The following is an 8,797-nucleotide window of genomic DNA, read 5'->3' as shown; positions in this document are numbered from 1 at the left end:
GTGTCGCGGATTCCGATCCGCGATGACACAGCTGGCAAGGTCATCCTTACCTCGCTGAAAACTTCCGGCGGATCGGAATCCGCCGCACCCATTAAATAGCATCATTCTTATAACTTCCCTTCCAAGCCGCCCAATTCTTAACAAAACCCGCAGAAACCGGATTATTCAAGGTATATTCAATGGCAAAGTGCAGGTGCTCCATATCACGAATGGTGGTATCAAAACTTTCTTTTTGCCATAAAGCCCCTGTCCGACTCTCCAAAATATTGATTTTCCTGGCAGTAAAACGCTTGACTGAATACAAAACATCCTGTAAATAGACAGGCTTCCCCTGCTCCGTAGTTTCAAACAACCTAAAAACCCAGTGAACATGATTCGGCATTATACAAAAAGCATAATTCTCTAACCGGGACAAATGCCAATAACTCAAGGCTTCAAGCATCACTTGCCTATTTTCAGACTGGACCAAATTCACCGATGAATGATTTTCCAAATCAAGCAAATCGTTATAAGCCCGAATATATTTTTTCCGAACACGATGGTACTCATTTAATAAATCACGCTGAGCAACTGTCAGAGGTATCGTTGATTCCGATCCGAAGTTATTCGGGTTCAACTGAGCTTTTATATTTTCAAGATCAGCAGAATAACGTTTCAAAGCTTTCGGAGGAATTGCATCTCTCAGGCTCCAGGTAACAAAATAGGCCTGCCCCGGTTGCTGGAAATGGGGTAGCATGTGTTTATAGTACTCTTTCTTTTCCATGGTTAAAGCTTTCATAGCGTAATTTACAGAAAAAATCCGGAGCATCTGCTTGAGTTCTTTCCCGGGTGTCGCGGATTCCGATCCGCGATGACACTACTGGCAAGGTCATCCCTAACTCGCTGGCTACTTTCGGCGGATCGGAATCCGCCGCACCCATTAAGCACTTACTTTTTTGGCTAAATCCAAACATTCACGAAGTCATCAATCGGTCTTATCCTTATTGATCGAGTAATTTACAGGAAGAATCAGGAGTACCTAATTGGGATGCCCCGGGTGTCGCGGATTCCGATCCGCGATGACACTGCTGGCAAGGTCATCCTTAACCCGCTGGCGACTTTCGGCGGATCGGAATCCGCCGCACCCACTAAACGCATGCTTTTTCGGTTAAATCCAAACACTCACGAAGTCATCAATCTGTCTTATTCTTATTGATCGAGTAATCTACGGGAAAAAATACAGAGCATTTGATTGGGCTCTTTACCGGGTGTCGCGGATTCCGATCCGCGACTACACTGCTGGCAAGGTCATCCTTAACCCGCTAACGACTTTCGGCGGATCGGAATCCGCCGTACCCAAAAAACTTACGCTTAAAACGGCAAGTTGTCGAGGTCAACATTTCCGCCGCTGAGGATGACGCCTATCTTTTTGTCTTTTACTTCTACCTTGTTTTCAAGAATTGCAGCAAGGGCTACGGCGGACGATGGTTCCACAATGATTTTCATGCGCTCCCAGATCATGCGCATGGCCTGCACAATCCCCCGTTCTGAAACGGTGACAATCTCATCGGTCTTACGCTGAATGATGCGAAAGTTGATTTCACCAACTGAGGTAAGTAAGCCATCAGCAATGGTCTTCGGGTTAACCGATGGAATTAGCTTTTTGGCATGAAACGAGCGATAAGCATCATCGGCTCCTTCAGGCTCAGCAGCAATCACCAGGCCTTTGGAGTTCAGTTCGCGCCCGGTAATAGAGGTTCCGCTCAACAGGCCACCGCCACCAATGGGGCAAAGCAAAATATCTAGTGGCCCGACCTCTTCCAACAGCTCCTTGGCTGCTGTTCCTTGTCCGGCAATCACCTCAAAATTGTTGTACGGATGAATCTCTGTGGCTCCCGTTTTAGCAGCAATCTCAGCCAAGGTGGATTCGCGGCTGGCCAATGTTGGTTCACAAAAGGTGATTTGAGCGCCATAGCCTTCCACCGCTTTCTTCTTGATTGAAGGGGCATTGCTTGGCATGACAATGTAGGCAGGAACGCCGCAAAGGCGGGCGGCCAAAGCCAAGGCTGCAGCATGGTTCCCCGATGAGTGGGTACATACTCCACGGGCCACCTGCTCATCGCTCAGTGAAAACACCGCATTACAGGCCCCCCGGAATTTAAATGCTCCCACCTTTTGCAAGTTCTCGCATTTAAAGTACAGCTGAGCACCGGTAATCAAGTTGATCGAGCTGGAAGTTAGCACCGGCGTACGATGCACCAAGGGACGAATCAGTTCGTGTGCTTTAACAACATCGGTATAATCAGGTAGTTTCATAAAATAAGAACTAAGATTTTTAGATACTAGATTTTAGACTCCAGACTTTTAACTATGACCCACGATCTTTAGAATCAAGAGCCAAGAAATAGGAGGCAAGCATCAACCTATCTCTTTGCCTATTCCTTCGCCTGTTCCTTGTTTTCGTGCATGTGTACATCGGTGCATAAGCACAGAACTGTCCTTTTGTTAGCGCTTTGCTCCTTGCACTCCGCCCTTTGTCCTATGCCAGTTGTTTACAAACGTGGATCACCGGTTCTGCAGCTGATAATTCCACCAACTGAGGCACCAGGCGCGTAAAATGCTCCGAAGCCATATGCTTATCCAGCAAGGATTTGCTTTCCCATTCCTCAAGCATGATTAACACCTCTGGAGACTGACGGTCCTGCACCAACTCATAACGGATGCACCCTTCTTCTTTTAAGGTTTCCTGAACCAGCTCTTTACCAAGGGGTAAAAAGGCATCGAATTGTTGGCGATCGACCGTAAAACGGGCTACAACTTTGATTGTACTCATCATTTTTGGTTTTTTAAGTTTTATGTTAAGCCACCTGGAAGTGACTATCGTTGGTTTATTTTAAGTGACAGCGATACGAGGAAGTTCATCGTTCCTGAGTTCATTCCAACACTCAAACCTTCTAACATTCTAATCTTCCTTCGCCCTCTGCTCCCTGCTCTCTACCTCATTCGGGCGATCAGGTTCGATAAGATTAAAGTCATGGAAGGTTCCGAGCGCATAGCGACTTCCTGCACCTCTTCGTGTGAGATTTCAACAATTTCGCCAGGCACACCACTGTCGGTAATAATGGAAATTCCGAAGACCTTCATGCCCATGTGTCGGGCGACAATCACCTCAGGCACCGTGGACATTCCCACGACGTCGCCACCTAAAATGCGGAACATCCTGTATTCAGCCGGCGTTTCAAAGGTTGGTCCCTGCACTCCCACATAAACCCCTTCTTTCACCTCAATTTTATTCTTCAAGGCGATGAATTTGGCTTTATCGCGCAGTTCCTTGCAGTACACCTGGCTCATATCTGGAAAACGAGGCCCCAATTCGTTGATGTTCGGCCCATGCAACGGATGTTCTGGAAACATATTGATGTGATCGCTGATGATCATCAGGTCACCCACTTTGTAGTCAGGGTTCAATCCTCCGGTGGCGTTGGACACAATCAGGTGATCAATGCCCAATTTCTTCATCACCCGAACAGGAAAAGTCACTTCCTTCATGGCATAGCCTTCGTAATAATGAAAGCGCCCTTGCATGGCCAGAATATTCTTGCCGCCAAGCTTTCCGTAAATCAAAGTGCCATTGTGCCCATCAACTGTTGACACGGGGAAATTGGGAATTTCCTTGTAGGGAATGGTGGTTGCAATCTCAATTTCGTTGACTAAACCTCCAAGGCCTGAGCCTAAGATGATTCCGACTTCAACTTCGCCTTTGATACGTTCGCTTATGTAATTCGCGGTTACTTCTATTGTCTTTAACATAGCCTACTATTGTTTTATCAAAACTTTTTCCTTCGTGATCCAAAAACTTAATTTTCAACGGAATGTAATACATTTTCTCCCGAATATGATCAGGAATCGTTGCTTCATCCCGCAAGCGCATCGCGTCTTTCTCTGTGGTTACCAGCAAAGGGGACTCGCTTTCGTTGGCCGTAAACAAATCTTCCATCTTCTTCAAATCAGCGGCTTTAAAATGATGATGATCGGGGAAAAGCAGCTCGCCAATCACCGCATATTTCGAGGCCACATACTCTTGTAATGGTGCCGGGTTTGCAATTCCGGCCAACAAAATCACCGATTTCCGTTCTATAGCCTCCTCTTCCAACTCGGAAGCAACATCCGGGAAAACAGGTTTTGGTGAACCATAAACCATGGTGGTAAAATATAACGACTGATAAGGCCTCAGGTTCACATCTTTCATAATAATTCGACGTGTGATTGGAGTTATCTCATCCGGACATTTGGTATAGATGATGATGTTAGCACGGCGGCGCTGGTACTTACGTTCGCGCAACCGACCAACCGGCAAGAGGTGATCCTTGTCAATGGGGCGGTTGTAATCAATCAGCAGAATGTTGATTCCCGGACTTACTTTCCGGTGCTGGAAAGCATCATCCAACAACACCGCATCCGGCGATTGATCTTCGTCTTTAAGCAGCTCGTTAATTCCGCGTACCCGCTTCTCATCCACAGCAACCGTCACTTCCGGAAACTTCCGCTTTATTTGCAAGGGCTCATCTCCCACTTCCCAAGCCTGTGAACTGCCGTTGACCAAGCGGAACCCTTTGGTTTTACGCTTATAACCGCGGCTCAAAGTAGCCACATTCACATGCTTTTTCAGCAACTCCACCAGGTACTCGGTATGAGGTGTTTTCCCGGTTCCGCCAACGGTAATATTCCCAATGGAAATCACCGGAATCTCAAATTCGGTCGAATGAAAAATTTTGTAATCGTATAAACTATTCCTGACATAGACAACCAGTCCGTAGATCCAGGCAACAGGGTATAATAAGATTTTCAGCATAGTCAATTTTTGTGATACGAAGTTATTAAAATTCAGACACAAAAAAGAAGCTGCCTCCCGAGACAGCTTCTTTCGCTATAAGGTGCTGAGACTAATCAATCTGAATATCATAAGGCATCCGAGCCAAAACACCACGCGTTTGTTTTACTTCTCGCAAACGTTGGTAAACCGGATAAAGCTCGCCCAACTCTTGTTTTACAAACCACATTTTGGCCGTTCCCGACATCTCTTTCAACCACTCTTCAAAAGGATCTTTTATTTCGGGTAACGATTGTACGCGGTAACGCTCCACTCCGGCCAGTTCAACCGCCAGCTCAACCGCTTCGGTAATTCCGCCAAAGCCATCAACCAAGCCAATTTCCATGGCATCGCCAGCAGCCCACACCCGGCCTTCGCCAACTTTGTCAACAGCTTCAACTGTCATATTTCGTCCTTCAGCCACTCGTCCGGTGAAAATTCCATAGCCTTTCTCGATGTAATTTTGCATCAACTCACGCTCGAAGCTAGACATCGGGCGAATCAGCGATAAAATGTCTGAGTGCTCGTTGGTATTCACCACATCCTGTGTGATTCCCAGCTTGTCGTTCAACAGTTCATTAATGTTTGGAATCACGCCAAATATGCCGATTGAGCCGGTAATGGTCGTCCGGTTAGCTAAAATAGTGTCGGCAGCAGCAGCAATGTAGTAACCTCCCGAAGCAGCCACATCTCCCATCGATGCAATCACAGGCTTCACTTCCGAAGCCAGCCTCACTTCGCGCCAAATCACTTCTGAGCCGTAAGCACTTCCACCCGGAGAGTTGATCCGCAAGACAATCGCTTTCACGGCGCTGTCCCGACGGGCTTCCCGAATTGTACGCGACAGTTCTTCAGAATCAATGCCATCACTTCCCGATCCAGGCATATCGATTCCACCAGTAGCATAAATAACGGCAATTTTATTGCGAGCCAAGCCCTTGCCATCCGTAGATGCAGGAACCTTAGCATAAGCCTTTACATCAATGGCGTTCACATCATCTTTTTCGGCCGTTCCAGTCAGCTCCTTCAAATCAGCAATCACCTGATCTTTATATTTTAAGGTATCGACCAAACCGTTTTCCAACAGGTAATCAGCTCCCCGAAAGGTCGTCACACCATCAGCGAGTTCATTCAATTTAGCAACATCTACTCCTCTTGTTGCCGCAATATCTTCCAACATTTGAGCCCACAAGCTGCCGATATACTTCTCAGTTTGAAGGCGGTTTTCCGGACTCATTTTTTCCAACAAGTAAGGTTCAACCGCTGCTTTAAACTTACCATGACGAATCACCTGCATCTCAATCCCCACTTTCTCAAGCGCATTTTTATAAAACATACGCTGTGCGCTCAATCCCTTCAACTCGACCATACCCAGCGGATTCATCACCACTTGGTCGGCTACCGAAACCAGGTAATATGCTTTTTGCGACAGAGCTTCACCATAAGCATAAATAAACTTGCCACTCTCTTTAAAATCAATCAGGGCATTCCGGATTTCTTCAACGGTCCCCATTCCAGCCATGATCATCGAAGGATTTAGGTAGATCCCTTCAATATGACTGTCGGTTTTGGCTTTTTCAATGCAAGCCAGAATATCATCAAGCCCCGTTTGCTTGGTCCCTGAAAGACCCGGAAAATCCAGATCGCTAAATGGATTTTTATTTCCTCGTTCAATAATTTCATGATCCAGTTTCAACACCAAAACGGATTGTTCTTTGACACTTACTGGCTTTTCGCCCATCGAAACCAAGGTTGAAACAATTCCGATAGAAAAAATAAGCATGACAAAACCAGCAATCATCACCCCCACAATGGTTGCCAAGGTGTATTTTAAAAAACTCTTCATAGTGTTTATTTATCTGTTCGTGTTTATAATTTTGCAAGTTATAGGAATAAGTACGAATTTAAACAATTCGTTACAATTATATTGTCATTATGTCAAAGCTTTTTTTGCTTTTAGGGGGTAATCAAGGAGATAAGAGACAGCTCTTTGAGCAGGCTTTAAGCCGTATCGAATCGCAGCTTGGGCCCATCCTTCTACGTTCTTCGATCTACGAGACCGAGCCTTGGGGATTTGAATCGGAAGCACTTTTTTGGAACCAGGTAGTTCTTGTTCAAACCACACTTACACCACACGAAGCCTTAACACAAACGCAAGCGATTGAGAAAGATTTGGGACGGGTACGCCATGACACGCAATATGCAGACCGGCTCATTGACTTAGACCTTCTGTTTTACGATCAGGAAGTCATCCAGACTCCTTCTTTGGAAATCCCACATCCACGCATCCACGAACGACGTTTTGTGTTAGCTCCGTTAGCCCAAATTGCTCCAGAACTCATGCATCCAACTTTTAAGAAAGAGGTAAGCGAACTTTTAGTCGAATGTTCCGATCCCTTAAACGTTAATCGACTAAATCCTGAAGCTTAACCCGTTTTTTAACAGGCCATAACCAGACAAAAATCAATTTTAAGTGCGAATTTGGAAAGTTAAAATTAAGTAACTTGTGAAACGTTTAAAGTCATTTAGAGGATGACGCCAAACTTGCAACTAATTAATCTGAACTAAAGATAAAACAAACGATTATGAGTAAACGGACAAAATTCCCAAAGGTATTTTGGGTGGCCAATACCATTGAAGTATTGGAGCGCTTTGCTTATTACGGCATCTACATGAGTTTTGGAATTTACCTGGGCGAACTGGGTTTTTCAAAAGGCGACCTGGGGGTCATCCAAAGTATCTTCCTCGCACTCTCGTACCTCATCCCACTTTTTAGTGGCACTTTTGCTGACCGGTACGGATTCAAGAAAATGTTGATCATTTCGTACCTGGCCTATTTGCCATCCATTTTGCTGCTCATCATTACCCAAACGTTCAATGGCATTGCTCTGACCATGTTGACCATTGGGTTTGCCGCGGGGATTTTCAAGCCTCTGATTTCATCCACCGTTCGGGCAACCACCGACTCCACCAACAAAACCCTGGGCTTTGGTATTTTCTACCAGATGGTAAACTTGGGAGCTTCTGTTGGTCCAATCATCATGGGAAAACTTCGCGGGTGGTCGTGGGACTACGTCTTTTACACGGCAGCAGCCACCATTGGCCTGATGTTCATCATCACTTTATTATTCTACAAAGAACCTGAACGTGAACTGGAAGGCGTTACGCTGAAACAAAAATTTATCGACATGGGCGAGGCACTGTCCAACTTCAAGTTCCTCAGCTTTCTTATTTTATTGGGAATCTTTTTCTGGCTACCATTCTGGGCCTTTTTCAATACGCTGGCTGTTTACATCAACGATTACCTGGACACGGCTGCACTTTACAATTCCGTTCAAATGGTTTTAGGCTCCACTGTTACCCAAGTGATTTCGAGCCAAGAAGGAGGAGTTTGGCGTATCAATGCGGAGGCCATCTCGCACACCGGCTACATCATCATTGTCTTTCAGTTGATCATCTCACGCATCTTTGAGAAACGGGCAGCCATTCCGTCTTTTATGTTTGGCTTATTGGTGGCAGCTTCCGGCTTTGTGGTATTGGGTTTGTCGGCGACGCATGCTCAAGGCTTAGTTTTTTTAGGCGTTTTCTTGTTTGCCGTGGGCGAAATGATTTCATCTCCCCGCATCCAGGAATACATCATGTGGATTGCACCTAAAGAAAAAGCCGGATTGTATATGGGAACCAACTTTCTGGCCACATTTATTGGGGCAACCTTAAGTGGTGTGTACACGTGGTTGATGGGCATTTACGAAAACTCAGGCCATCCGGAATACATCATGTACACCTTAACTGTCCATATGATTTTGGGTATCTTAGCAATTTCGCTATTTGTAAAAAAGCTAGGTGAATTCCAAGAAAGAACGGAATAACGGAATTGATTGAAACCTGTAAACACAGGCTACTGAATCATTTTATAAAGCATAAAAAAACCGGGAAATTCCCGGTTTT

General features: G+C 45.5%; 8 protein-coding genes. 2 read left to right on the top strand and 6 right to left on the bottom strand.

From position 1 onward, the window contains the following. Positions 1-91 precede the first annotated feature (91 nt). The 6 genes from BM156_RS03060 to sppA form a co-directional block, all read right to left on the bottom strand. Complete coding sequence (locus BM156_RS03060; RefSeq protein WP_093918342.1) at positions 92-763, bottom strand: transposase; 672 nt, start codon at positions 761-763, stop codon at positions 92-94. A gap of 587 nt (positions 764-1,350) precedes the next feature. After that, positions 1,351-2,295, bottom strand: coding sequence for a pyridoxal-phosphate dependent enzyme (locus BM156_RS03050; RefSeq protein ID WP_093918340.1), 945 nt, complete (start codon positions 2,293-2,295; stop codon positions 1,351-1,353). Between the two features lie 223 nt (positions 2,296-2,518). Continuing rightward, positions 2,519-2,815, bottom strand: coding sequence for a putative quinol monooxygenase (locus BM156_RS03045; RefSeq protein WP_212733391.1), 297 nt, complete (start codon positions 2,813-2,815; stop codon positions 2,519-2,521). Between the two features lie 158 nt (positions 2,816-2,973). After that, positions 2,974-3,789 (bottom strand): purine-nucleoside phosphorylase, encoded by an 816-nt coding sequence (locus BM156_RS03040; protein ID WP_093918339.1) that lies wholly within the window; start codon positions 3,787-3,789, stop codon positions 2,974-2,976. After that, complete coding sequence (gene lpxK / locus BM156_RS03035) at positions 3,728-4,831, bottom strand: tetraacyldisaccharide 4'-kinase (RefSeq protein ID WP_093918338.1); 1,104 nt, start codon at positions 4,829-4,831, stop codon at positions 3,728-3,730. Before lpxK ends, BM156_RS03040 begins: the two co-directional genes overlap by 62 nt. A gap of 91 nt (positions 4,832-4,922) precedes the next feature. Further along, on the bottom strand, positions 4,923-6,695 hold the full coding sequence (sppA, locus tag BM156_RS03030) for a signal peptide peptidase SppA (protein WP_093918337.1): 1,773 nt from the start codon (positions 6,693-6,695) through the stop codon (positions 4,923-4,925). An 89-nt stretch (positions 6,696-6,784) separates the two neighbouring features. Between sppA and folK the strand changes: the two genes are divergently transcribed. Together folK and BM156_RS03020 are read left to right on the top strand one after the other, a co-directional pair. Beyond that, positions 6,785-7,279 (top strand): 2-amino-4-hydroxy-6-hydroxymethyldihydropteridine diphosphokinase, encoded by a 495-nt coding sequence (folK, locus tag BM156_RS03025; protein WP_093918336.1) that lies wholly within the window; start codon positions 6,785-6,787, stop codon positions 7,277-7,279. 155 nt (positions 7,280-7,434) lie between these two features. Next, on the top strand, positions 7,435-8,718 hold the full coding sequence (locus tag BM156_RS03020; protein WP_093918335.1) for an MFS transporter: 1,284 nt from the start codon (positions 7,435-7,437) through the stop codon (positions 8,716-8,718). The last annotated feature ends 79 nt before the right edge of the window (positions 8,719-8,797 follow it).

This window comes from Sunxiuqinia elliptica, assembly GCF_900113005.1.
Classification (GTDB): domain Bacteria; phylum Bacteroidota; class Bacteroidia; order Bacteroidales; family Prolixibacteraceae; genus Sunxiuqinia; species Sunxiuqinia elliptica.
This window is presented reverse-complemented; position numbering and strand designations above follow the sequence as displayed.